Origin of the sequence: Streptomyces piniterrae, from assembly GCF_005048155.1 — a bacterium.
GTDB classification, from domain to species: Bacteria; Actinomycetota; Actinomycetes; order Streptomycetales; family Streptomycetaceae; genus Streptomyces; species Streptomyces piniterrae.
This window is the reverse complement of record NZ_SUMB01000014.1, coordinates 13,029-36,588: the sequence shown is the minus strand read 5'-3', so window position 1 is coordinate 36,588 and position 23,560 is coordinate 13,029. Positions and strand designations below refer to the sequence as shown.

Genomic DNA, 23,560 nt, shown 5'->3' with positions numbered 1-23,560 from the left:
GCGGGTCCTCCTGTGTGTTGCCTGTGCCGACGCAGAAATCGCAGAAAACGCTGAAAACTCAGAAGCGCTGAAACGCGGAAACCGGGGCACGACCTCGATGAGGCCGTACCCCGGCAACCGTATCCGTCGCGGATTTCCTACTTCGCGATGCCCGTCTTCCGCGCGACCGCGGCCTTCACCAGGCCGGCGAACAGCGGGTGCGGGCGGGTCGGGCGGGACCGCAGCTCCGGGTGCGCCTGGGTGGCGACCAGGTACGGGTGCACCTCGCGCGGGTACTCGACGTACTCGACGAGCTTGTTGTCCGGGGAGGTGCCGGAGAACAGCAGCCCGGCCTTCTTCTCCAGCTCGCCGCGGTAGGCGTTGTTGACCTCGTAGCGGTGGCGGTGCCGCTCCTCGACGTAGGGCTGGTCGTCGTACGTCTCGCGCACGATCGAGCCCTCGGCGAGCTTGGCCGGGTACATACCGAGCCGCATCGTGCCGCCCATGTCGCCCTCACCTGCGACGATGTCCATCTGCTCGGCCATCGTGGAGATGACCGGGTCGGCGGCGGCCGGGTCGAACTCGGTGGAGTTGGCGCCCTCGATGCCGGCCAGGTTGCGGGCCGCCTCGATGACCACGCACTGCAGGCCCAGGCACAGGCCGAGCAGCGGCAGCTTGTTCTCGCGGGCGTAGGTGATCGCGCCGACCTTGCCGTCCACACCGCGGTCGCCGAAGCCGCCCGGGATGCAGACCGCGTCGCAGTCGGCGAGCTGCTCGGCGGCCCCGGCCGGGGTCCGGCAGTCGTCGGAGGTGACCCACTTCACCTTCACCCTGGCCTTGTTCGCGAAGCCGCCGGCCCGCAGCGCCTCGGTGACCGAGAGGTAGGCGTCGGGCAGGTCGATGTACTTGCCGACCAGCGCGATCTTGACCTCGTGGTCCGGGTTGTGGACCCGGTCCAGCAGGTCCGCCCACTGGGTCCAGTCCACATCGCGGAAGGGCAGGTCCAGCTTCCGGACAACATAGGCGTCCAGGCCCTCGGCGTGCACGACCTTGGGGATGTCGTAGATGGACGGCGCGTCCGGGCACGCGATGACCGCGGCCTCGTCGACGTCGCACATCAGCGAGATCTTGCGCTTGATCGCGGTGGGCACCTCGCGGTCGGCGCGCAGCACGATGGCGTCCGGCTGGATGCCGATGTTGCGCAGCGCCGCGACCGAGTGCTGGGTCGGCTTGGTCTTCAGCTCGCCGGACGGGCCGATGTACGGGAGCAGCGAGATGTGCACGACGAAGACGTTGTCCCGGCCGACCTCGTGGCGGACCTGGCGGACCGTCTCCAGGAACGGCAGCGACTCGATGTCGCCGACCGTGCCGCCGACCTCGGTGATGACGACATCGACGTCGTCGGTCGCCATCCGCCGGATGCGGTGCTTGATCTCGTTGGTGATGTGCGGGATGACCTGCACGGTGTCGCCGAGGTACTCGCCGCGCCGCTCCTTGGCGATGACGGTGTTGTAGACCTGGCCGGTGGTGACGTTCGCACTGCCGTCGAGGTCGACGTCGAGGAACCGCTCGTAGTGGCCGATGTCCAGGTCGGTCTCGGCGCCGTCGTTGGTGACGAAGACCTCACCGTGCTGGAACGGGTTCATCGTTCCGGGGTCGACGTTCAGGTACGGGTCGAGCTTCTGCATCGTGACCCGCAGGCCGCGCGCCTTCAGGAGCGCACCCAGGCTGGAGGCGGTGAGCCCCTTGCCGAGCGAGGAGGCGACGCCCCCGGTGACGAAGAGGTGCTTGGTCGTCGTGGATTTGGGCGGCATGGCCAAGAGGGAGCTCCCGTGGTCGCGAGGTGGAGAGGTGCGAAGCTGCGCCGGCCTGGAGATTCAGGGGTGCGTTCGCTGCGGTTCGGGGGTGCCGGACGTCTGCCGTGACATCTGTGGGTCCCACCGGTCCACGGGGTACCAGGCTATCAGCGACCGGGCATGGTCGCTCCCGGCCACGCACGTACCTCCGCGCGTGACCTTTCCGTGACCGACCCACCCGATCGGACGACCCCACTCCCCGCGAGCGGCGCGCAGACCACCCGTGTGCGTCGTATCCTGCTCGGACACTCGCTACGAGCCGTCCGGGAAGGCACCACCCCCGCCCGATTTCCGGTCCCGCTGCTCGGCGACGTTTCATGGGCAGGACGGACAGCTAACACGTCCCATGGGGGGCGTCACTCCAGTTCGACGGGAGATGCACGTGGCCGGGCGCATCGAGGACTACGCACTCATCGGCGATATGCAGACCGCCGCTCTAGTGTGCCGGGACGGCACGGTCGACTGGCTGTGCCTGCCGCGCTTCGACTCCCCCGCGGTCTTCGCGGGACTGCTGGGCACCGAGGAGCACGGGTTCTGGCGGATGGGGCCCGCGCGCGCCGCCGGGAGCAAGCCGCAGCCTGCCGACCGCCGCCGCTACCGGGGGGACTCGCTCGTCCTCGAATCCGAGTGGGACACCCCGCGCGGCACGGTTCGGGTCATCGACTTCATGCCGCCGCGTGACGGCGCGCCCCAGGTCATCCGCATCGTGGAAGGGGTCAGCGGCCGCGTCCCGATGCGTTCGGAGCTGCGGATGCGGTTCGCCTACGGGTGGGTCGTGCCGTGGGTGCACAAGGTGGATCACCGCACGGTCGCCGTGGCGGGCCCGGACTCGGTGTGGCTGGACACCTCCGTGGACACCTACGGCAAGGACCTGACCACGTTCTCCGACTTCACGGTGTCGCCGGGCGAGCGGATCGCGTTCACGATCAGCTGGCAGCCCTCGCATCACCAGCCGCCGGCGCTGCCGGAGCCGGAGGCGTCGCTGGAGGCCACCGAGGACTTCTGGCGCGAGTGGGTCGAGCACTGCACGTACCACGGTCCCTACCGCGACGCGGTGGTGCGCTCGCTGATCACGCTCAAGGCGCTGACGTACGCGCCGACCGGCGGGATCGTGGCGGCGCCGACCACCTCGCTGCCCGAGTGCATCGGCGGCATCCGCAACTGGGACTACCGCTTCACCTGGCTCCGGGACGCCGCGATCACCCTGTCCTCCCTGCTGCGTACCGGCTACCGGGAAGAGGCGCGGGCCTGGCGCGAGTGGCTGCTGCGGGCGGTGGCAGGCGATCCGGAGAACCTGCAGATCATGTACGGCATCGCGGGTGAGCGGGAGCTGGGCGAGAACGAGCTCAACTGGCTTCCCGGGTACGAGAATTCGCAGCCCGTACGGGTCGGCAACGGGGCCGCGGGACAACTCCAGCTGGATGTCTACGGCGAGGTCACCGAGGCCCTGCACCTGGCGCACATGACCGGGCTGGCCCGTAACGACTACGCCTCCCTCCTCCAGATCAAGCTGATCCAGTGGGTGGAGAAGCACTGGGACGAGCCGGACGAGGGGATCTGGGAGGTCCGCGGGCCGCGCCGGCACTTCGTCCACTCCAAGGTCATGACCTGGGTCGCGGTCGACCGCACCGTCAAGCTGATCGAGTCCGGGGACGTCGACGGTCCGCTGGAGCGCTGGAAGGACCTGCGCGAGACCATCCACCGGGACGTCTGCGAGAAGGGCTACGACAAGGAGCGCAACACCTTCACCCAGTCCTACGGCTCGCAGGAGCTGGACGCCTCGCTGCTGCTGATCCCGCAGATGGGCTTTCTGCCGCCGGACGACAAGCGCGTCATCGGCACCATCGAGGCGATCCAGCGGGAGCTCGGCACCGAGGACGGCTTTGTGCTGCGCTACCCGACGTCCGGCGAGGGCCTCGGCGTGGACGGCCTCGAAGGCGACGAAGGGGCCTTCCTGGCCTGCTCGTTCTGGCTCGCCGACGATCTGGCGATGATCGGCCGGGTCGAGGAGGCGCGCAAACTCTTCGAGAAGCTGCTCTCGCTCCGCAACGACCTCGGACTGCTGGCGGAGGAGTGGGACCCGCGGCTCAAGCGCCAGGTGGGCAACTTCCCGCAGGCGTTCAGCCACGTCCCGCTGATCGACACGGCGCTGCGGCTGACGGCCAGCGGGGCCTACGGCGGCGGGTAGAGAGGGGTCCGGGGGCGGGTGACGGGTGCCCGGGGTGGCCGGGCACCTTGTTCTCACGCTCCTGCGCGGCCCGGTTTCGGGGCTGTCCTCGGGGCCAGTGCGAGGGCGATGACCGGGAGGATCAGCAGGGCTACGGAGGCGTTCAGGCCGCCGTAGCCGATCAGCGCGACGATGCCGCCGGCGAGGGTGCCGCCGGCCGCTCCGGCCAGGCCCATCAGGGTGTCGGCCAGGCCCTGGACCTCGGAGCGGTGCTCGGGCGCGAGGGATTCGGTGAGCAGCGTCGAGCCGGCGACGGTGGCGCAGGACCAGCCGAGACCGAGCAGGAAGAGGCCGGTGGCGGTGGCCCACTGGACGCCGCCGGCGGTGCCGGCGACGGTGGCGGCGCAGACGTAGATCAGCTGCCCGGCGAGGATCATGCGCACCCGGCCGATCCGGTCGGTGAACCAGCCGACGACCGGCGAGAACGCGTACATCCCGGCGAGGTGCAGGCTGATGGTGAAGCCGACGACGGTCAGCGCGGCGCCGTGGTGCGCGAGATGCAGCGGCGTCATGGTCATGACGGACACCATGAGGGCGTGGCCGAGGACGACGGCGGTCAGGCCGAGCAACGCCCCGGGCGAGGCACGGACCTGGCGCAGGGCGGCGGCGATACGGGTGGTGAAGCGGGCGGAGGGAGCGGCGGGGGCGCCCTGACGGTGCGGGGCGGCTTCCGTACGTGCCGTCGCGGCCGCGACATGCAGCGGGTCCGGACGGAGCAGGAACCAGGTCAGCGCCCAGCCGATCAGGAACGCGCCGACGGAGAAGACGAAGGTGCCCGCCTCTTCGGGCAGGCCCAGGGCGCGGGCGACCGGCTCGCCTGGGCCGCTGAGGTTGGGGCCGAGGACGCTGCCGGCCGTGGTGGACCAGACGACCAGGGACAGGGCGCGCGCCCGGTGCGCGTACTCGGCCAGGTCGGTGGCGGCGAAGCGGGACTGGAGGTTGGCGGCGGTGCCGGATCCGATGAGGAGCGTGCCGGCGAAGACCAGGAGGATCCAGCCGAGCCGGGCCGCGGCGAGCACGGTCAGGGAGCCGACGGCGGCGATCAGCCAGCCGGCGCCGAGGCCGATGCGGCGGCCCCGGGACCGGGAGAGCGCGGCGAGCGGGATGCCGAGCAGGGCCGCGCCCAGGGTGATGAGGGCGGTGGCGAGCCCTGCCGCGGCTTCGGATCCGGTGAGCCGGCCGGCCAGCAGCGAGCCGGAGGAGAGCATCGAGCCCATGCCGATACCGGCGATGACCTGGGTGGACATCAGGACCCGGACCGTGCGCCGCTGCACGGCGGCGGCGCGGTCCGGGCCCTCGGCTATACCGGCCGCCGCCTCGTCCCTTCGGACGTCGGCGGGGCCGGTGCCGGTGCTCGCGCCTGCCTGTTCTGTTCCTGACATGCGACACAGCGTATGAGCGGGCCCCGGCGCGCGTCACGGGAATATGTACGGGACATTTCGCGCCGGAGGGCCTTACTGGGGGTCCGGAGGGCCTTACCGGGGATTCCGTGCGCGGGTCCGGTGCCTGCCGGTCAGAACGGGGTCAGGGTCAGGGTGATCTCCTTCGGGGCGCCGTCCTCGATGTACGAGGCGAAGCCGGCGACATCGTCGAAGGCGAAGCCGTATGCCTTGCCGTCCTTTGTCGCCGCGTGCATGGCCTTGGCGTAGTGGTTGGTGAGGCGCTCCTGGTAGAAGGCGGCCGGGTCGGTGGTGGGCTGGTCGGCGTGCGAGCGGAGCGTGGAGCGGTTGAGGGCGGCGCCCAGGATGGCGGCGACGGGGCCGAGGGTGCCGTCGTTGGGGGCGGCGAGGGTGCCGTCGCAGAACAGGACGTCGCGGGTGGACGGCTTGTCGAAGGAGACCGTGCCCGGCCCGGTGAAGGACAGCTTGCCGCCGCCGACCCGGCCGGTGAAGGCGCCCGCGTTGGTGGTGACCGTCAGGTCCTTGGCCTCGTAGGCGGACCATGCCTCGTCGATGGCCGGGGCGAGATAGTCCTTGCCGAAGAGGCCGCTGTCCAGGCCGTGGCCGGGGGCGATGACCCGCTTGTCGTCGATGACCAGGGCGTCGAAGCCCTCGGCGGCCTTGACGTCGGCGAAGATCTTGGCGCGGGCGCCGTCCTTGAGCGTGCCGGTGGTCTGGTCCTTGGCGCCGGTGAGCTTGATCGCGAGGGGCACGCTGAACATGTCGACCATGGTGGTGTTGCAGTACATACCGCCGGAGTTGTACGTGAACTCGGCGCAGTCGTGGAGCACGTCGTAGTTGGGGTCGGACGCGACCCAGCCGGCCGGGTAGGCCAGCGCCGCCTTGCCGTTGCCGTCCTCGACGGCCTTGAACTTGAGCTTGCCGCCGAGCGCGGTGTAGATCCGGCCGGACATCCGGGGCAGTTGGAGGGTGGTGGTGCCGCCGGCGGCGAGCGGTATGGCGTAGTCGGTGAAGCCGTCCGAGCCGTTGTCGGCCAGGGCCACGGGCTTGAGCTCGCCCTCCGGGGTGACATGGACCTGTTGGGTGCCGTCGTTGCCGACGATGTAGATCCAGACCGAGGAATTGGCGTACTCACCGGAGTTGTTGACGATGTGCAGGGACATGCCGGCCGCGGCACGGCCGTCGGGGGCGGGCCGGTGGGCCCGGGTGGGTGCGCCGGTGGCGCGGCCGGCCAGGACGAATCCCGAGGCGGTGGCGGCGCCGGCGGCGAGGCCGCCGAGCAGGCTGCGGCGAGTGATCATGGGTGGCTCCTTGCTGGGTGGGGGGTTGGCGGGAGGTCCGGTTATCGGGAGGTCCGCCGGGCGGGCTGCTGTACGGAGACGGCAACGTTGTCGACGAGCAGGGAGCCGCCCGGCCGGGTCGCGTCCGTGGGTGTCGCGCGGCCGGCCGCCCCGTCCGGGAAGGCACCGCCCATCGCGAGGTTGAGCAGCAGGAAGTGGCCGTGATGGGTGGCCTTCGCCCAGGTGTCGGCGTCCATCTCGGAGGCGTTGACGGTGTGGAACCTCTGACCGTCGACGTACCAGTTCAGTGATTCCGAGGCGCCGTCGGTGCGGTCCAGTTCCAGCGCGTACGTGTGGAACCCGGCCTGGCAGGCGGTGTCCGGGCACTCGCGTGAACTGCCCCTGCCCTGGGTCTCGTTGCACGGCCCGCCGGGGTTGACGCCGCAGTGCAGTACGCCCCAGACCTTGTTGATGCCGTTGACGTTCTCCATGATGTCGAACTCGCCGATGCCCGGCCAGTTCCAGTACGTGCCGCGGTAGTCGGCGCCGAGTGTCCAGAACGCGGGCCAGTAGCCGAGGGCCGCGTCACCGGAGACATCCGGCATCCGGATGCTCGCCTCGATGCGGAGCTTGCCGCCGGCGGGGGCCGCGAAGTCGGTGCGCTGGGTCTCGATCCGGCCCGAGGTCCAGGTGGCGCCGTCCTTCCGTGCGGTGATCCTGAGGTGGCCCGAGCCGTCGAGCTGGAGGTTCTCGGGGCGGTCGGTGTAGGTCTGGCGCTCGCCGGTGCCCCAGTTGGCCGGGCCTCCCGGGTAGCCGGTGCCGGTGTCGATGATCCAGTCGTCGGCGGAGGGGCGCGATCCGGCGGTGCCGTCGAAGTCGGTGCGCCAGATTTCCTCGAAGCCGGAGGGGGCGCCTGGGCTGGTGTGCGGTGGTGGCTGCAGGGGGCGCAGCGGGGCTGCCGGGGCGGAGCTCGATGGTGGCTGCGGCCCTCGCGGTGGGGTGGCTTGCTGGGCGGCCGATGCAGTCGGGAGGGTGAGGGCGCAGGTGGTGGCGAGTGCGGCGCTCGCGACGCTGAGCACTGCTCTCGTCCGGCTTGCGGCCTGGATTATGCGCCTTTCGGCTCGTATTCCCCTGTTTCCGGCCCTACTCGCGGCGTTCTTTCTCATGCTCATGACATTCTCTCCTCGGCACAGTGGGGGGCAGTGAGGAGTTCCTTGGGGGGTACCCGCTATGAGAGCGCTCTCATGGCGTGTGCAGTGCACCCTGCCGACTCGACGGGACACCGTCAAGTCGCCGCGTGAAAAAAGGAGTTGGATGGTGCTGCATGGTGTCTGAACCGAACGGTCCGCGGCCGACGCTGGAGGCCGTCGCGGCGCGCGCCGGAGTCTCCCGCGCGACGGTGTCCCGTGTGGTCAACGGCGGTGCGGGGGTACGGGCCGCGGTCCAGGAGAAGGTCCGCCAAGCGGTGACCGAGCTGGGTTACGTACCCAACAGCGCGGCCCGTTCACTGGTGACCCGCCGCACCGGGGCGGTCGCCGTGATCATCGCCGAACCGGAGACCCGGGTCTTCTCCGATCCGTTCTTCGGCCGCCAGCTGCGCGGGATCAGCCGCGAACTGTCCACCGCCGACACCCAGTTGCTGCTGCTCTTCGTGGAGCACCGCGACGACTACCCGCGCATCGGCCGCTATCTGGCGGGCGGCCATGTCGACGGTGCGCTGATGTTCTCGCTGCACCGCGACGACCCGCTGCCCGGTATGGCCGAGAGCGCCGGGCTGCCCACCGTCTACGGCGGCCGGCCCGGCTGGGCGGGCGCCGAGTGCGCGCCGGGGGCAGCGCCGTTGTTGTACGTCGACACCGACAACCGCGACGGCGCCCGCCAGGCCGTACGCCATCTGCTCGGCCGTGGCCGCCGCCGGATCGCGATCATCACAGGACCGCTCGACCAGACCTCCGCGCTGGACCGTCTCGACGGCTATCGCGACGCGCTGGGCACGGCCGATCCGGACCCGCGGCTGATCGCGGACGGCGCGTTCACGGCGGGCGGCGGGGAGCGGGCGATGGCCCGGCTGCTGGACGCCGCGCCGGATCTGGACGCCGTCTTCGCCTGCTCCGACCTGATGGCGAACGGCGCCCTGCGGACGCTGCGGGCCCGCGGGCGGCGGGTGCCGGACGATGTGGCGGTGGTCGGCTACGACGATCTGGAGCCCGCGGCCTGGGCGGATCCGCCGCTGACGACGGTGCGGCAGGACGTGGAGGAGATGGGGCGGCTGATGGCCCGGTTGCTGCTGAGGCGGCTGGGGCACGGGGGCACGGACGCGGCCGGGCTTGCGCCGGTGGTGACGGAGGCGCGGTTGGTGGTGCGGGAGTCGGGGTGAGGGTGCGGGGCGGCCGGCGGGCCGCCGGCTCCGCCGGCCGCCCCCGCGAGTCCGGCCGCCGGACCGCCGGCGCCCTCCGCATACCGGACTCCGGGTACCGTTCCACGCCATGGGGCCGGAAGCGAAGATCGAAGCCGAGATCACGGTACGCAGGGCGCTGGAGCTGCCCGCGCTGCGGCGCGGCCTGCCGGAGGTGCTGGCCGGTGAGGACCGGTTGGACCGTCCGGTGCGCTGGGTGCACGCCGGCGAGGTCCCGCATATCGCCTCGCTGCTCAAGGGTGGCGAGCTGCTGCTGACCACCGGTCTGGGGCTGGGCGCCCGGCCGTCCGAGCAGCGTGCGTTCATCCGCAAGCTCGCGGACCGCGAGATCGCTGCTCTCGTCGTGGAGCTGGGCTCTCGTTTCGAATCGGTGCCCGCGGCGATGGTCGACGCGGCGCGGGAGTTCGCGCTGCCGCTGATCCAGCTGCACCGCGAGGTCCCGTACGTCACCGTCACCGAGGCGATCCACACCGAGATCATCAACAGCCACTACACGCTGCTGCGCCGGGCCGACGAGATCCTGCGGCGCTGTACGGACGTGCTGCTGCGCGGCGGCGGCGCCCCCGAGGTGCTCCGGCTGCTGGCCGTCTTCACCGGCAACCCGCTCTGCCTGGAGGCGCCCGACGGCAGCCCGCTCTACGCCGCCGGCCCGGAGGGCGACGAGTCGGCCGGCGGCCCCGCGGACGCGGACCCCCTGCTGGCCTGGGAGGGGCTGCGCGACTCCGGCGTGCGCGTCGACGTCCCCGGGGGCGGCCCCGGTCCCGACGCCGTACGCGCCCGCCTGGTCCTGCTCCCCGTCAACGCCCCCGTCGCGCCGCTCCACCGGATCGCCGCCGAACGCGCCGCCGACCTCCTGGCCGTGGTCATGCTCCAGTCCCGCCAGGAGGAGGCGCTGGCCGCACGAGGCCGCGGCGACTTCCTCGCCGACCTGGCCGAGGGCCGGATCTCGGCGGCCGAAGCGCCCGCCCAGGCCCGCCTGCTGGGCTTCCGCCCCGGGACCGACCCCGTCCTTCCGGTGGTCATGCGGCTGCCCGCCGGCCTCCCCTCCCCCGGCAGCTGGGCCCTCCTCGCCCAGACCCTGCGCGAGGAACTCGCCGGCCTCGGGGCACCCGTGCTGCTGGGCGTACGGCCCGTGGAGGGCCGGGTTCCGATGCTCGTGGCACCGCGCGCGGGCCAGAGCCGCGACGCCCTCGCCGACCGGATCGCCGAGGCGCTGCGCGCCGGAGTCGTCCGGGCGGGCCTCGACCGGCCGTCCGCGCACCGCCCGGTGGTCGTCGTCGGTACGGCGGGCGACTGGGCCGCGGCGGGCCCCGGGCTGCGGCATGCCGCGGAGGCGGCGGCCGCTGCGCAGGGGCTGCCCGAACAGCCCTGGTACGACGCGCGCCGCCTGGACATCGAGCTGCTGCTCTGGCGGATGCGCGAACACGGCGAGCAGGACGTCCTCACCGACTTCGTGGAGCGCGCCATCGGTCCGCTGCTCGCGCACGACCGCGCCGCCCGCCAGCCGCTGCTGCCGACGCTGGAGGCGTATCTGGCGAGCGCCGGCCGCAAGGCCGAGACGGCCCGCGATCTGAACGTGAACCGGCAGACGCTCTACGACCGCCTGGCGCGCATCGCCCAGCTGCTGGCCACGGACCTGGACGACCCGCAGACGGTCCTGGGCCTGCGGCTGGCCCTGCGCGCACGCCGCCATACGGAGCGCCCTTGAGGGCATCGGACGCGGGGACGGGGGCTCCCGTGCGTCCCTCTCCACTCCGGCTCACCGCACGCACAAAGCGCGCTAAACCGGCTGAACCGGCTGGGTCAACTCGTCGTAGACGCTGAGGACCTGCGCGACCGTGTCGTCCTCGCTGGGCCAGCCGGCGGCCTGGACGCGGCCCGCCTCGGCGAGCGCGTCCCGGCGTGCGGGGTCCGCGAGGAGGCCGAGGACGGAGCGCGCCAGGGCCGTGGCATCCCCGTAGCGGACCAGTTCCGCGGCCCGGCCGACGAGTTCGCGGGTGCCTCCGGTGTCGGTGGCGACCAGCGGCACCCCGGCACGCAGCGCCTCCTGGGCGATCAGGGAGCGGGCCTCCCAGCGGCTGGGCAGCACCACCAGGTCGGCGGCGGCGAGGAGTTCCGGCACATCGTCGCGGCGGCCGAGCAGCTGGACGGGCAGCCGCTCGGCGTCGATGCGCCGCTGCAGCGCGGCCCGCTGCTCGCCCTCCCCCGCGATGGCGAGCAGCGGCTGCGGGTCGAGCGCGCACCAGGCATGCGCCGCGTCGAGCAGCAGGTCATGGCCCTTGGACGGGTCGAGCCGGCCGACCGCGAGCAGCAACGGGCGGTCCACGGCGCCCAGTTCGGCCCGCTCCTTGTGACGCATCCGGTCGTGGTCCTCGGGCTCGGACGGCGCGCGGACCGGCCGGGGGCGCGGAATCGCGACCGGCGCCAGGCGCGCATCGCGCGCGCCCCGTTCACGCGCCCGGTCCACAAGATCGGAGCAGACCCCCAGGACGACCGCGGCGGCCCGTGCCACGCGCCGCTCCATCAGATGCACGAGCCCGGCCCGCGCGCCCTCGGTGTGCGCCTTTGTGTGCCAGGTGATGACCAGCGGCACGCGCCCTCCCCTGGGGCCGCGGAGTCCGCGCAGCGCCAAGGAGGCGCGCAGCCCCGCCCCCAGACCGTGCGCGTGCACGAGGTCGGCGTCCCAGCAGGCGCTGCGCAGCGAGGCCACGCTCGCCGGGTCCGTACGCGGCGCGACCTGGGCGAACCGGGCGCCCGCTCCGGTGAAGTCGTAGGCGGACTCGGTGTCGGACGTGGCGCAGACCGTCACGCGCACGCCGCGCGCCACGAGCCCCGCGGCCAGCGAGCGGACATGCGCGGCGCTGCCGGCGCCGCCGCGCCCCAGCACCTGGACCGTGCGCAGCGGCGACTGCCCGTTTGACGGGGTCGGGGTGCTGGTCACGTGGTCGGGCTCCTGGGTCGGCGGACGGTACGGACCGTACCGGTGGGGCGGTCGAAGTACTACAAGGCTCTGCGGCGTGCTGCGGGGTGTTGCGGGTCGTGGCGGGTTGTTACGAAGTTCGACGGGGTAGTACCGGAACCGATCGGATCGCGACCGGTTCGGAATGGCGCGAGGCACCCGGAGGCGCTCCGTACACCGCGGCACTCAGCCGTCAACGGCACTGACGCCCCCCGACCGGACACGACGCGGCACACCCGCCCGGAACCGCGCCCGCGCCCCAGGATGCCAGCCCGACGACGCCAATTCGGCGCCGCGGGCATCCGGTTCCGGTGGGAAGTCTCACCCGCACATCCGCGGGTTCACCCACATGGGCGACAAATCGACTGCGCTGGTTGCCGTTCCCCCGGGGCGGAAGAGGCCGATGGGGCAGCGGGGGCGGCGAGGGGCGGCTCCGGCGCCCGACGCTCCGCCGCTCGGCGTGGCCGCTGCCCCGGGTGGCTCCGGTGGCCGCCCCGGGGGTGCGTATCGCGGCGGCGTACGTCAGACCGCTGCGGCGGCCCGGCTGACGTGGTCGCCGGCGGCCGCGGCGGCGATCAGCCCGGCGGCATGTACGGCCAGCCCCCTGCGGCCGTTCCCGGTCACGATGGCGAGCCCGAGGGCCGCGCCGAGTGCGTGCGCTCCGGCGTCCCCGAGCATCGTGCGTTCCCCGAGGTCGTCACCGACGACCGCGGCCGCGGCACCCATGGGCGCGGCGGACAGCGGACCCGCCGGCCCGCCGCGCAGCAGCCCCGGCGCCCCGAGGACCAGCACGGCGCCCGCGGCCCGGCCCGGCCGGACGTCCAGGAGGTTCACCAGATGGGCCGACCCCGCTATCACCACGCCCGCCAGCAGCTTGTCGGCCGGGCGCTCCTTGAGGAGGGCACCAGCGGCGAGACCCGCGGCACCGATCCCGAACAGCTTCACCGCTCCACTGGTGACCTCGCCGTGCCGGAGTGCCGAGAGGTGCGCCCGGAATCCGCGCCGCGGGTCACCCGCGCCGACGGCGTCGTCGTACGCACCGCAGCCCCCGGCGGCGAGGACCGCCAGGGCCGTGGCGCCCCTGACCCGGCCGGGCAGTCCCGGCGCGGTGGCGGCGGCGAGCGCGGTGCCGGTGGCCGTGGCGAGTCCGGCATGCAGGTTCACGGTGCGGCCCGCGTAGTTCTTCCGCTCCCACCGGGCGGCACCGCCCGGCGGCCGGCTCCTGAACGCCCCGTAGGCAGCCCGGGTCGTGCCCGCCGCCCCGAGCAGCGCGGAGATCCGCCCCCACACCCTGCCGCCGGCCATCCCCACCATGTCGCTCCCCTCGCCCGGCACCGTGCCGCGCTCAACTCCGGGCCACCTTAGGGGCGAGAGCCTCACGACCAGCCGGGAGGCCGCCGCTGACCTGGTCCTTCCCGCCCTCGCGTGGTACCGGGCGGCATGCCCCAGCCCGTGTCCCCGGCCCTCTACCGCCCCGTCCGGGCCGTCTCCAGCAGTTCCTCGGCGTGGGCGCGGGCCGTCTCCGAGTCCTCCTGGCCGGCGAGCATCCGGGAGAGTTCGCGGACCCGTTCCTCGCCCTCCAGGACGGTGACGCCGCTCCTGGTGACCGACCCGTCGTTCGTCTTCTCGACCAGCAACTGGCGGTCCGCGAACGCCGCGACCTGCGGGAGGTGTGTGACCACCACGACCTGCGCCGACTTCGCGAGCCTGGCCAGCCGACGGCCCACCTCGACGGCCGCCTTGCCGCCCACGCCCGCGTCCACCTCGTCGAAGAGGTAGGTCGGTACGGGGTCGGAGCCGGCGAAGACGACCTCGACGGCGAGCATCACCCGGGACAGCTCACCGCCGGACGCGCCCTTGGAGATCGGCCGGGGCGGTGCACCCGGGTGCGGCGCCAGCAGGAGCTCCACCTCGTCGGCGCCGGCCGGGCCGTAGGCGACGGTGCGGCCGCCGACCACGATGCCGTCGGCGTCCTCCGCCACCTCGGTCTGCCGGATGTCGACGCTCACCCGGGCGTGCGGCATGGCGAGTTCGCCGAGTTCGGCGGTGACCGCGTCGGCGAACCGCTTCGCGGAGGCGGTGCGCGCGTCGGTCAGCTCCTGTGCGAGTTCACCCAGTTCGACGCGGAGCGCGTCCCGCTCCGCGGTCAGCTCGCCGATCCGGTCGTCGTCGCCGTCCAGTTCGGCGAGCCGCGCGGCACTCTCCTCGGCCCAGGCCAGCACCGCCGTGATGTCCTCGCCGTATTTGCGGGTCAGGTGGGTCAGGGCGGCCCTGCGCTCCTCGACGGCGGCGAGCCGCAGCGGGTCGGCGTCCAGGCCGTCGGCGTAACTGGCCAGCTCGCCGGCCACGTCCGCCATCAGGATGCCGATCTCACCGAGCCGCTCGGCCAGCGTGGACAGCTCCCGGTCGTGGCTGCGTACGGCCTCCAGCGCGCGATGGGCGCCGGCGACCAGGGTCGTGGCGTCGACGCCCTCGGGGTCCTCGGGGTTGCCGGCCAGCGCGGCATGCGCGGCGGACGCGGCGGAGGCCAGCGCCTCGGCGTGGCCGAGCCGCTCGGCTTCCGCGGCGAGTTCGGTGTCCTCGCCCGGTTGGGGTTCGGCCGCGGCGATCTCGTCGAGGCCGAAGCGCAGCAGATCCGCTTCCTGGGAGCGCTCGCGGGCGAGCGTCGTCAACTCGTCCAGCTCGGCGGCGACGGCGCGCAGCCGGCGGTGGGCGGCCGCGTAGGCGGCGAGCGGGACGGCGACCGCGTCGCCGGCGTAGCGGTCCAGGGCCTGCCGCTGGCGGGCCGGCCGCAGCAGGCCCTGCTGGTCGGTCTGGCCGTGCACGGCGACCAGGTCGTCGGCCAACTCCCCCAGCAGTCCGACGGGTACGGAACGGCCGCCGACGTGGGCGCGCGAGCGGCCTTCGGCGGAGACGGTGCGGCTGATCAGCAGCGCGCCGTCGTCCAGCTCCGCGCCGGCCTCCTCGGCCCGTACGGCCGCCGGGGTGTCGGGGCCGGTGGTGATCCGGCCCTCCACGACCGCCGACTTGGCACCGATCCGCACCAGGGCGGGGTCCGCGCGCCCGCCGAGCAGCAGGCCGAGGCTGGTGACGACCATGGTCTTGCCCGCGCCGGTCTCGCCCGTCACCGCCGTGAAACCCGGGGACAGCTCGACAACGGCGTCGTCAATGACGCCCAGGGACCGGATCCGCATCTCCTCCAACACGGATACGACCTTACGAGGTCCGGGGGCCGCCCCGCGACGGCCTCCCCCTCTCTCCTGCCCGCGCACCTGAGGAAAACCCCACCGAAAAACGGGTGGATGCCGCATGGTGCGGGACGGTGGCCGACCGTCACGCTGATCACAGACAGCAACGAAAGGTGTGCTCATGTGCAGCGGATCGGCGCGTGCGGCGCCGCTGGGTCAACGGCCCGCATTCACGGGGACGGCGGTGGCGACGCCGTTCGCCGCGACGGTCGTGAATGTGTCGACGGCCACGCTCGCGGCGACCGGTACGACCGGTGTGCCGGCCGCCGCGCGACGGACGACGGAGGCCGACGACGTCGGGGGCATGTCTCTCGTCCTTCCCGTCGAGTCGGTCTATATGTCGACTTCGTGGTCGCCTCGACGATGGGGACGGCCGTCGTCCAGCAGCACCGCGAGTTCGCGATGCTCTGTACGCGGGCTCCGCCGCCATCGCCGGCACCGCCCTCGTCCTCGGTGCGGCCATCGCGCTGTTCACCATCGCCCCGATGCTGCACCAGACGTTCGGCGACGCACCGCCGTATGCGCCCTGGACGACGGCCGGCGCGACAGCCGGCGGCACGGTCCTGCTCGCGCTGCTCGCCACCGGCCTGCCCGTCCACACCGGCCTGCGCCGCCGCGCCACGGAAACCCTGACCGCGGCCTGACCCCACCAGAGAGGCACACCCGATGAACGGCCCACGGCTCAACGGCCCACGACGCCCCCGCCGCACCGGCGGCACGGCCCTGTTACTCGCCGCCCTGACCGCCCTCACCGCCACCGCCGCCTGTGCGGACCCGGGAACTCCCGCCCCGGCCCGGTCCGCGCCCGGAGCTCAGGCCGCCGCCCCGCCCGCGTCCCTGAACGGCGTCTGGCGGATGGACGGCTACGGCACCCTCGTCGCCATCGAGGGCCGCAGCCTGCGGACGTACGACACCACGAGCATCAGCTGCCTGCCCGGCTCGGTCACGGGCACCCGCACGGCCGGTCCCGACGGGCACGGCCGGAGCGTTTTCACGGTGCCCGACTCGGCCCCCCTGACGGTGACCCCGTCGGGCGCCGGCCGGGCCCGGCTGTCCTTCGAGGACTCCGCCGGCCACCGAGGCCTGCACCGCGTCGGGACACTGCCCGACCGCTGCCGAAAGCGCCCGCCGCACGACCCCCGTGCGGTCTTCGACGTCTTCTGGCAGACCTTCGCCGAGAACTACCCCTTCTTCCGCGCGAAGAAGATCGACTGGACGGCGGTCCGCGACCGCTACCGGCCCCGGATCACGGCGAAGACCACCGACGACGAACTCTTCGCGGTGCTGCGCAAGATGATCGAGCCGCTGTACGACGCCCATACCCGGGTCATAGCCGGGCCCGATCAGTGGTTCGCCGGCAGGCGTCCGGGCACCGTCCTGCCAACACCCGAGTCCACCGCCCGCGTCGAGGAGGCGATCGCGGCGAATCTCGGCCCCGGGGTCGCCCAACGGCGCTGGGCCCAGGGCAAGCTCTCGTACGCCGATCTCCCCGGCCGCATCGGCTACTTCCGGGTCACCCAGTTCGCGGACTACACCAAGAAGGGCGACTACGCCGGCGATGTCGCCGAGCTCGACCGGGCCCTGGACTCCGTGTTCACCAAGTCCCGTACGCAGGGTCCGACCGCCCTGCGCGGCCTCATCGTCGACGTACGGGTCAACGGCGGCGGCCAGGACCCGCTCGGTCTGCGCATCGCCTCGCGGCTCACCGACCGTCCCTATCTCGCCTACCGCAAGCGGGCGCGCAACGACCCCCATGATCCCGGCAGGTTCACCGTGCCCCAGCCCATAAAGGTCCACCCGCACAAGGGCCCCGTCTACACCGGTCCGGTCGCGGTCCTGACCGGGCGGCTGACGATCAGCGCGGGCGAGACCTTCACCCAGTCCCTGATGGGCCGCTCGCCCTCCCCCACCCGCATCGGCGAGAACACCCAGGGCGTGTTCTCCGACATCCTGGACCGCGCCCTGCCGAACGGCTGGACCTTCGGCCTCCCCAACGAGGAGTTCCTGACCGCCGACGGACGGACCTTCGACGGCCCCGGCATACCTCCGGCCCTCGCCACCCCCGTCTTCACGGACGAGGAGCTGACCGCACACCGCGACTCCGCGCTCACCCGCGCCCGCGCGTATCTGTCGCCACGGGCGCCCGGGAACGGCGGCTAGGAGGCCGGCGACCGAAGGCGCGGGAGGCGGCCGTGTCCCGGCGCCTCCCGCCTCGCGCGGCGACCCCGCCCAGGGCCTGTCCGATGAGTCGGCCCTAGTGCGGCGCCCCCCGCCACCCCGCCACCGGCAGGGCGAACTTGGCGACCAGACGATCGGTGAAGGAGGCATGGTGCAGTCGCGCGAGGCGTACGGGCACGGCGCCGCGGCGGACCTCCACCCGCGCGCCGGCGGGGAGTTCCACGCTGCGGCGGCCGTCGCACCACAGGACGCCGTGCGGGGTCTTGGGCTGGACCTCCACCGCCAGTACCGAATTCGGCGAGGTGACCAGCGGCTTGGCGAACAGGGCGTGCGCGCTGATCGGAACCATCAGCAGCGCCTCGACCTCGGGCCAGACCACGGGGCCGCCCGCCGAGAAGGCATACGCGGTCGAGCCGGTCGGGGTCGCGCAGACCACCCCGTCCCCGCCGAAGCGCGACACGGGCCGGCCGTCGACCTCGGTGACGACCTCCAGCATCCGCTCCCGGGCCGCCTTCTCCACCGATGCCTCGTTCAGCGCCCAGTCGGTGTGCACGACACCGCCGTTGTTGCGGACGAGGACATCGAGCGTCATCCGCTCCTCGACCTCGTAGGCGCGGGTGACGACCCGGTCGACAACCTTGTCGAGGTCGTCGCGTTCGGCCTCCGCCAGGAAACCGACCCGGCCGAGGTTGACACCGAGCATCGGCACTCCCGAGGTACGGGCGAAGTCCGCGCCGCGCAGCAGCGTGCCGTCCCCGCCGAGCACCACCAGCAGTTCGCAGCCCTCGGCCGCGCACTGCTCCGACTCGACGCGCACCACTTCCGGCGGCAGCGGCAGATCCGCGGCCTCCTCCGCCAGCACCCGCACCCCGATCCCGCTGCGCAGCAGTCCCTGGACGACGAGTTCGGCGCTGCGGATGGCCGCCGGGCGGCCGGTGTGCGCGAGCAGGAAAACGGTCCGCGGCGCGTCGTTCCCCTCGTGCGCTGCGCTGCCTTCAACTGCCTGGGTAGTGGTCAACGGGGCCCCTCCGCCACTGCACGGTCGACATCCGCCGGGTCGAGTGCAGGCGCCCCGGCGCGCAGCCACAGAAAGTACTCGACATTCCCGGAAGGTCCAGGCAACGGGCTGGCGGTCACACCGAGCACGCCGAGCCCCAGTTCGGCCGCCCGGCCGGCGACCGCGCGTACCGCCTCGGCCCGCAGTTCCGGGCTGCGCACCACCCCGCCGCTGCCCAGCCGCTCCTTGCCGACCTCGAACTGCGGCTTGACCATGAGCACCAGGTCCGCGTCGGGCGCCGTGCAGCGGACGAGCGCGGGCAGTACGAGCCCCAGCGGGATGAAGGAGAGATCGCCGACGACGAGGTCGACGGGCACCGAGTCGATCTGCTCCAGCGTCAACTCGCGTACGTTCGTACGGTCCTTCACGGTGACCCGGTCATCACTCTGCAGGGACCAGGCGAGCTGTCCGTATCCGACGTCGACGGCGACGACATGTCCGGCGCCGGCCCGCAGCAGGACGTCGGTGAAGCCGCCCGTCGAGGCGCCCGCGTCCAGGGCCCGCCGGCCTTCGATCCGCAGTCCGTGCGGGGCGAAGGCATCAAGGGCGCCGGCGAGCTTGTGGCCGCCGCGGGAGACATAGTCGGGGTCGCTCTCGTCGGTGCGGACGACCACGGCCGCGCTGGTCTCCACCTGGGTGGCCGGCTTGGACGCGGTCGCCCCGCCGACGGTCACCCGCCCCGCGGCGATCAGCTGGCTCGCGTGCTCGCGCGAGCGGGCCAGCTTGCGGCGCACCAGCTCCGCGTCGAGTCGGCGTCGTGCCACTCCTGCCACCTGTGGTTCAGCTCCTGTTGTCGTACGTCGCCGTGTCGCGCGTCGTCGCGGACGGGGCGGGCGGCCCGGGGCGCTGGTCGAGAGCGGCCAGCGCGTCGCGCAGCCCACGGTGCACATCCTCGTACACGTCGAGATGGCCGGCGGCGGGGAGGTGGTCGGCATCGGCGAGGCGCCGCAGCCGGGCGTCCACCGTGGCGTCCCCGGTCGGCGTGATCCCGATTCCGAGCGGCTGCGGCTCGGCGGGCCCCACGGCGTCGGCGGGCGCACCCACGGTGGCAGCGGGGTCCGCGGGCTCGGCGCTCTCAGCGGCCGCACCGGCCTCAGGGGTCGCACCAGCCTCGGGGGGCGCGGTGGTCGCAGCGCCCCAGGTGGTCGCAGCGCCCTCGACGGACGCGGCGCTCTCGGGGGATACGGCGGTCTCGGCGGGTACGGCAGACCCGTCGTGCTCCGCGGGTGCCTCCGGCTCCGGGCCGGACGTCGGCTCTTGCATGCCCCGACGCTACCTCGGCGCCCCGCCACGGGACCGCCGGCGGACGAACGAGCCGCCCGCGACCTGGCGTATCGTCGAGCGCGATGGCGACTCCCGACCAGTGCCGCGCCGCGCTCGACCGGCTGGCCCAGAACATGTCCTCGGCGGACGGCGACGTACGCAGCGCCGCCGCGCTCGACCGCTCGCTCAGCTGCCGCATCACGGACCTGGACATCACGTTCCTGGGGCGACTGGCCGACGGCACCATCCGGGACGTGACCAGCGTCCCCGGCCCGCCGCCTCAAAAGGCCGAGATCCGGCTGTCCATGGCCGGGGACGATCTGATCGCGCTGGTGGACGGCGAGCTGAACTTCGCGAAGGCGTGGGGCAGCGGCCGCGTCAAGCTGGAAGCGGGCCTGCGCGACCTGCTGCGCCTCAGGACACTGCTGTAGTCGCGGCGGCCCGCCGCGCCGGTCCGCCACCCGCCCCGCGTTCCGCCCCGCCGTCCGAACCATCCGAACCGTCCACCGGGTCATCCGCCGTGGCCCGGCGGGGCTTCCGTGCCGCCGGGATGACCAGCGGGGTGCCGGTCTCCGGGTCGTCGATGACCTGGCAGCCGAGCCCGAAGACGCGCTCCACGAGCTCGGCCGTGACTATCTCCGAGGGCGCGCCCTCGGCGATGATCGCGCCGTTCTTCATGGCGATGAGGTGGCTGGCGTAACGGGCGGCGTGATTGAGGTCGTGGAGCACGGCGACGAGGGTGCGTCCCTGCTCCTCGTGCAGCTCCGCGCACAGGTCGAGGACCTCGATCTGATGCTGGATGTCCAGGTATGTCGTCGGCTCGTCGAGGAGCAGCAGCGGTGTCTGCTGGGCGAGCGCCATCGCGATCCACACACGCTGCCGCTGCCCGCCCGAGAGCTCGTCGACGTAGCGCTCGGCGAGCTCGCCGACGCCGGTCGCCGCCATCGACTCCTCGACGATCCGCTCGTCGTCGGCCGACCACTGGCGCAGCAGTCCCTGGTGCGGGTAGCGGCCGCGTGCCACCAGGTCCGACACGGTGATCCCGTCCGGTGCGATCGAGGACTGCGGCAGCAGCCCGAGCGTCCTGGCCACCTTCTTGGCCGGGAGCGAGGAGATCGCCGAGCCGTCCAGCAGCACCGATCCGGCGGTCGGCCTGAGCATCCGCGAGAGCGCGCGCAGCAGTGTGGACTTGCCGCAGGCGTTGGGTCCGACGATGACCGTGAAGGAGTGGTCGGGGATCGCGACCGAGAGGTTTTCGGCGATGACCCGCTGGTCGTAGGCGAGGGTGACGTTCTCGGCCGTGAGACGGCTCACTTCGAAACTCCTGGGGTTGTGGTGACGCTGGTGTTGCCCGGCAGCCACCGGGCCGGTGCCTGCTCTGCCCGGCGGCCTCTCCTACCGCCCCGGCGGCCGCTCGTTCCGCCCCGACGGACTCTCGTACCGCCCCGTCCGCCGCTCATATCCGCCCCGACCGCCGCTCCACAGTCAGCAGCCACAGCAGATACCCGCCGCCGAGGACGCCGGTCAGTACGCCCACCGGCAACTGGTCGGCGCCGAAGAGGCGCTGTGCGGCCCAGTCCGCGGTGACCAGCAGCACGGCGCCCATGAAGGCGGACGGCAGCAGGTTGGGGCCGGGCGAGCGGGTGAGCCGGCGGGCCAGCTGCGGTGCGGTGAGCGCCACGAAGGCGATCGGCCCTGCCGCGGCGGTGGCGGCGGCGACGAGCAGGACGGCCGCCAGCAGCGCGATGACGCGGACCCGGTCGACCCGTACGCCCAGCGCGTACGCCGCGTCGTCGCCCATCTCCAGCATGCGCAGCGGGCGACCGTAGAACAGCGCCAGGGGGATGAGCACGGCGCAGACGGCGGCCAGTGGCCAGACCTGGTCCCAGTCCCGGCCGTTGAGCGAACCGTTCATCCAGGTGGTGGCTCGGGTCGCCTCGACGATGTTCGCCTTGGTGAGGAGGTAGAGCACGACGGCGTAGAGCATCGCGGAGCCGCCGATCCCGACGAGCACGAAGCGATAGCCCTGGATGCCGCGCTTCCAGGCGAGCAGGAAGAAGGCGACGCCGGTGGCCACACCGCCGACGACCGCACCTGCGGCGACCGCGAAGGTGCCGCCCTGGAAGAAGACGATGACGACCAGCGCGCCGACCGACGAGCCCTGGGCGAAGCCGAGGACGTCGGGGCTGCCCAGCGGGTTGCGCGTGACGGTCTGGAAGACGGCTCCGGCGATCCCGAAGGAGGCGCCGACCAGCAGCCCCACCAGCACCCGCGGCAGCCGCAGTTCGCGCACGATGAACTCCTGGCCGGCGTTGCCGCCGCCGGTCAGCGCGCCGAGCACCTCGCCCGGCGTCATCGGGTAGTCCCCGGAGCCGATCAGGGCGATGCCCGCGGCCAGCGCGACGGCCAGCAGCAGCAGTCCGACGAGGACGGCGCGCAGGTCCAGGCGCAGCGACAGCCCGCCCGCGGTGCGTACCGACCTCACCCGCCGGTGCACGGGCGCCCCCTGGCCACCCGTCTTGGCGCCCTCGCCGGGCGCGCCCGCTTCCGTGCCCGCCCCGGGCTTCACGATCGCGTTCACAGCTGGGCCATCCTCCGACGCCGTACGAGATAGATGAAGACCGGTCCGCCGACGATGGCCGTGACGATGCCGACCTGAAGCTCGCCGGGCCGGGCCACGACCCGGCCGAGGATGTCCGCGCCCAGCAGCAGGACCGGGGAGAGCACCGCGGAGTACGGCAGGATCCAGCGCATGTCGGGGCCGGTGATGGCGCGTACGACATGCGGAACCATCAGGCCGACGTACACGATCGGGCCGCAGGCGGCGGTGGCCCCGCCGCACAGCAGCGTGACGGCGGTCATCGCCAGCACCCGGGTGCGGGTCAGCCGGGCGCCCAGCGCCCGCGCCTGGTCGTCGCCGAGCGCGATGGCGTTCAGCGGCCGGGCGATGAGCAGCGCGAGGACGCCGCCGGCCACGAGGAACGGCGCGATCCAGGTGACCGTCGGCATGGTGGCGGCAGCCAGCGAACCGACCGTCCAGAAACGCATCTTGTCCAGCGCCGCGGTGTCCATCAGGTTGACCGCGTTGATGTAGCCGACGAGGACGGCGGTCAGCGCGGTGCCGGCGAGCGCGAGCCGTACCGGTGTGGCGTTGCGGGTGCCGCCGAGGACGTACACCGCGACGGAGACGAGTGCGGCGCCGGCGAACGCGAACCACACATAGCCGGTCAGCGAGGTGACGCCGAAGAAGCTGATGGCGGAGACGACCGCGGCCGAGGCGCCGGCGTTGATGCCCAGGATTCCGGGGTCCGCGAGGGGGTTCCGGGTCAGCGCCTGCATGACCGTGCCGGCCAGGCCGAGGGCGGCGCCGACGAGCAGTCCGAGGAGGGTGCGCGGGAGGCGCACATCGCGGATGACCACGTCCGTATCGGAGCCGGAGTACTGGAACACCCCGTGCCAAACCTGGTCCAGGGGTATCTGTTTGGCGCCGACGGCGATGCCGAGCGCGACGACGACGGCGAGGGCGGCAACGGAGGCGAGCAGCCCTGTGGAGCGCATGACCTGACGACGCGGTGGCGCCACGGATGCCGGGGCCTCGGGTGCCGCGGGGGGACTGTCAACTAACACGAGAGTTAGGTTAGCCTACCCTCACACGACTCGACCCGCCGGCCCTCCCGTCGGCGGGCACGGCCGCACG

The 23,560-nt window shown here is 73.0% G+C and carries 20 protein-coding genes; 6 read left to right on the top strand and 14 right to left on the bottom strand.

All coding sequences use genetic code 11. From position 1 onward, the window contains the following. Window positions 1–137: 137 nt before the first annotated feature. Window positions 138–1,793 carry a CTP synthase gene (locus FCH28_RS31995; RefSeq protein ID WP_136743707.1) on the bottom strand — a complete coding sequence of 552 codons (1,656 nt, stop codon included), beginning with the start codon at window positions 1,791–1,793 and terminating at the stop codon, window positions 138–140. A gap of 418 nt (window positions 1,794–2,211) precedes the next feature. Between FCH28_RS31995 and FCH28_RS31990 the strand changes: the two genes are divergently transcribed. After that, window positions 2,212–4,023: a glycoside hydrolase family 15 protein gene (locus FCH28_RS31990; RefSeq protein WP_136743706.1), complete on the top strand. Its 1,812-nt coding sequence runs from the start codon at window positions 2,212–2,214 to the stop codon at window positions 4,021–4,023. Window positions 4,024–4,076: 53 nt separating this feature from the next. Here the strand turns inward: FCH28_RS31990 and FCH28_RS31985 are convergent, their stop codons facing one another. The 3 genes from FCH28_RS31985 to FCH28_RS31975 form a co-directional block, all read right to left on the bottom strand. Beyond that, window positions 4,077–5,444, bottom strand: a complete 1,368-nt coding sequence (locus tag FCH28_RS31985; RefSeq protein ID WP_136743705.1) for an MFS transporter — start codon at window positions 5,442–5,444, stop codon at window positions 4,077–4,079. A 131-nt stretch (window positions 5,445–5,575) separates the two neighbouring features. Continuing rightward, window positions 5,576–6,763, bottom strand: coding sequence for a beta-1,3-glucanase family protein (locus FCH28_RS31980; protein WP_136743704.1), 1,188 nt, complete (start codon window positions 6,761–6,763; stop codon window positions 5,576–5,578). A 41-nt stretch (window positions 6,764–6,804) separates the two neighbouring features. Further along, window positions 6,805–7,821 carry a glycoside hydrolase family 16 protein gene (locus FCH28_RS31975; protein WP_246103420.1) on the bottom strand — a complete coding sequence of 339 codons (1,017 nt, stop codon included), beginning with the start codon at window positions 7,819–7,821 and terminating at the stop codon, window positions 6,805–6,807. A gap of 245 nt (window positions 7,822–8,066) precedes the next feature. Here FCH28_RS31975 and FCH28_RS31970 point away from each other — a divergent pair, with 245 nt between their 5' ends. Both FCH28_RS31970 and FCH28_RS31965 read left to right on the top strand, forming a co-directional pair. Continuing rightward, window positions 8,067–9,119, top strand: a complete 1,053-nt coding sequence (locus tag FCH28_RS31970; RefSeq protein ID WP_136743703.1) for a LacI family DNA-binding transcriptional regulator — start codon at window positions 8,067–8,069, stop codon at window positions 9,117–9,119. Between the two features lie 109 nt (window positions 9,120–9,228). Beyond that, window positions 9,229–10,866, top strand: coding sequence for a PucR family transcriptional regulator (locus tag FCH28_RS31965; RefSeq protein ID WP_136743702.1), 1,638 nt, complete (start codon window positions 9,229–9,231; stop codon window positions 10,864–10,866). 72 nt (window positions 10,867–10,938) lie between these two features. Here the strand turns inward: FCH28_RS31965 and FCH28_RS31960 are convergent, their stop codons facing one another. The 4 genes from FCH28_RS31960 to FCH28_RS38380 form a co-directional block, all read right to left on the bottom strand. Then, the gene (locus FCH28_RS31960; protein WP_136743701.1) at window positions 10,939–12,099 is read right to left on the bottom strand and encodes a glycosyltransferase family 4 protein; all 1,161 of its coding nucleotides are present in this window, start codon (window positions 12,097–12,099) and stop codon (window positions 10,939–10,941) included. A 540-nt stretch (window positions 12,100–12,639) separates the two neighbouring features. Then, a complete protein-coding gene (locus tag FCH28_RS31955; protein ID WP_136743700.1) occupies window positions 12,640–13,431 on the bottom strand; it encodes a hypothetical protein in 792 nt (263 codons plus the stop codon). A gap of 152 nt (window positions 13,432–13,583) precedes the next feature. Next, a complete protein-coding gene (gene recN / locus FCH28_RS31950; RefSeq protein ID WP_136743869.1) occupies window positions 13,584–15,311 on the bottom strand; it encodes a DNA repair protein RecN in 1,728 nt (575 codons plus the stop codon). A 210-nt stretch (window positions 15,312–15,521) separates the two neighbouring features. Continuing rightward, window positions 15,522–15,671 (bottom strand): hypothetical protein, encoded by a 150-nt coding sequence (locus FCH28_RS38380; protein WP_169314309.1) that lies wholly within the window; start codon window positions 15,669–15,671, stop codon window positions 15,522–15,524. Between the two features lie 179 nt (window positions 15,672–15,850). Between FCH28_RS38380 and FCH28_RS38375 the strand changes: the two genes are divergently transcribed. Beyond that, the gene (locus FCH28_RS38375; protein WP_169314308.1) at window positions 15,851–16,009 is read left to right on the top strand and encodes a hypothetical protein; all 159 of its coding nucleotides are present in this window, start codon (window positions 15,851–15,853) and stop codon (window positions 16,007–16,009) included. Between the two features lie 22 nt (window positions 16,010–16,031). After that, window positions 16,032–17,525: a S41 family peptidase gene (locus FCH28_RS31945; RefSeq protein ID WP_136743699.1), complete on the top strand. Its 1,494-nt coding sequence runs from the start codon at window positions 16,032–16,034 to the stop codon at window positions 17,523–17,525. Window positions 17,526–17,619: 94 nt separating this feature from the next. Here FCH28_RS31945 and FCH28_RS31940 read toward each other — a convergent pair whose 3' ends face one another. Genes FCH28_RS31940 through FCH28_RS40160 form a run of 3 tightly spaced genes read right to left on the bottom strand, consistent with a single transcriptional unit; the run spans window position 17,620 to window position 19,863 of the window. Beyond that, complete coding sequence (locus FCH28_RS31940; RefSeq protein WP_136743698.1) at window positions 17,620–18,561, bottom strand: NAD kinase; 942 nt, start codon at window positions 18,559–18,561, stop codon at window positions 17,620–17,622. Then, a complete protein-coding gene (locus FCH28_RS31935; protein ID WP_136743697.1) occupies window positions 18,558–19,373 on the bottom strand; it encodes a TlyA family RNA methyltransferase in 816 nt (271 codons plus the stop codon). Before FCH28_RS31935 ends, FCH28_RS31940 begins: the two co-directional genes overlap by 4 nt. Before the next feature lie 7 nt (window positions 19,374–19,380). Next, window positions 19,381–19,863: a hypothetical protein gene (locus tag FCH28_RS40160; protein ID WP_425472045.1), complete on the bottom strand. Its 483-nt coding sequence runs from the start codon at window positions 19,861–19,863 to the stop codon at window positions 19,381–19,383. Between the two features lie 83 nt (window positions 19,864–19,946). Between FCH28_RS40160 and FCH28_RS31925 the strand changes: the two genes are divergently transcribed. Next, window positions 19,947–20,294, top strand: coding sequence for an SCP2 sterol-binding domain-containing protein (locus tag FCH28_RS31925; protein WP_136743696.1), 348 nt, complete (start codon window positions 19,947–19,949; stop codon window positions 20,292–20,294). Here FCH28_RS31925 and FCH28_RS31920 read toward each other — a convergent pair. The 3 genes from FCH28_RS31920 to FCH28_RS31910 all read right to left on the bottom strand — a co-directional run bounded on the left by FCH28_RS31920 (window position 20,278) and on the right by FCH28_RS31910 (window position 23,421). Then, on the bottom strand, window positions 20,278–21,177 hold the full coding sequence (locus tag FCH28_RS31920) for an ABC transporter ATP-binding protein (RefSeq protein ID WP_136743695.1): 900 nt from the start codon (window positions 21,175–21,177) through the stop codon (window positions 20,278–20,280). The two genes, FCH28_RS31925 and FCH28_RS31920, sit on opposite strands and share 17 nt — an antisense overlap. A 142-nt stretch (window positions 21,178–21,319) precedes the next feature. Further along, a complete protein-coding gene (locus FCH28_RS31915; protein WP_136743694.1) occupies window positions 21,320–22,444 on the bottom strand; it encodes a FecCD family ABC transporter permease in 1,125 nt (374 codons plus the stop codon). Next, window positions 22,441–23,421 (bottom strand): FecCD family ABC transporter permease, encoded by a 981-nt coding sequence (locus FCH28_RS31910; RefSeq protein WP_246103419.1) that lies wholly within the window; start codon window positions 23,419–23,421, stop codon window positions 22,441–22,443. The genes FCH28_RS31915 and FCH28_RS31910 overlap by 4 nt, the downstream gene beginning before the upstream one ends. Window positions 23,422–23,560 lie beyond the last annotated feature (139 nt).